The organism is Faecalibacterium tardum, assembly GCF_040096515.1.
GTDB lineage: Bacteria > Bacillota > Clostridia > Oscillospirales > Ruminococcaceae > Faecalibacterium > Faecalibacterium tardum.
Genome location: NZ_JBBMEO010000092.1, coordinates 1 through 1,197 on the forward strand (window position 1 = coordinate 1; position 1,197 = coordinate 1,197).

A 1,197-nucleotide genomic window follows, 5' to 3' on the forward strand; every position below is an offset into this window, starting at 1 on the left:
AGGTGGTAGATGCCGTGCTTGCATCGCTGTCCGTGCAGTTTGATCTGAAAGGATAACAAGGTTTGATGACAAGGAGGCAAGTCATGAAAAAGACGAGAGTTGCCATTCTCTTTCTGCTGCTCACCCTTTTTGCTGCCTGTCTGCCCGCAGCGGCGGAGCTTCCGGCGCAAATAACCCTGCCATGTGAAGGCGAGGATCGAGTTCACACGTTCATCGAGTATGTTAATTTCGGCAAAAAGCACCGCGGCCGTTACCAGTGCACCCATTGCGGCTACAAGCTCATTCCCTATTCCCCATATGAGGATCACTCCGGCGGCACCGAAACCCCCACCTGCACCACAGGCAAAACCTGTGCCTTATGCGGCGCGAAATACGGCATTCTCGATCACGCATGGGGCGAGTGGTCATCCGCCGGCAACGGCACACACATCCGCAACTGCAAGAACTGCTACAAAGTTGATACTGCAAGCTGTACCGGTGGCACAGCAACCTGCACCGCCAAAGCGGTCTGTGAGGCGTGTGGTGGGGAATACGGCGAAAAAGACCCAAATAACCATGCTCTGGTGCATCCCGATGCAAAATCCCCCACCTGTAAGGAAATCGGCTTTGCTTCCGTTGCCTGCTGGCGCTGCGGCTATTTCAAAAATCTGGTGCTGCCCGCACTGAATCATGATTTAAAGCAGCACGCAGCAAAAGCCCCTACCTGCACCGACATTGGCTGGGATGCTTACGACCGCTGTATCCGCTGCGGCTATACCACCCGCAAAGAGCTGCCCGCACAGCATGATTTGAAGCAGCACGCAGCAAAAGCCCCCACCTGCACGGAAAAGGGCTGGAACGCTTACGAAACCTGCTCCCGTTGTGACTATACCACCTATGCGGAGCTGCCCGCATTGAACCACGATTTAGTGCGTCACGATGCAAAAGCCGCCACCTGTACGGAAATTGGCTGGAATGCCTACGATACCTGCAAAAACTGCGACTATACCACCTATGCAGAGGTGCCCGCGCTGAACCATGCTCTGGTGCAGCATGACGCGCAAGCCCCCACCTGTACGGAAATCGGCTGGAATGCTTACAAAACCTGCTCTCGTTGTGACTATACCACCTATGCAGAGCAGCCCGCACTGAACCATGATTATCAGGCTGTTACCGTAGAGCCTACCTGTGAAACAGACGGCTATACTGTTTTTACCT

At 54.4% G+C, this 1,197-nt stretch carries 1 pseudogene; it reads left to right on the top strand.

The features are described 5' to 3' along the window. Nucleotides 1-83: 83 nt before the first annotated feature. Nucleotides 84-1,197: pseudogene (locus tag WMO44_RS14875) on the top strand (hypothetical protein); the annotation flags it as partial.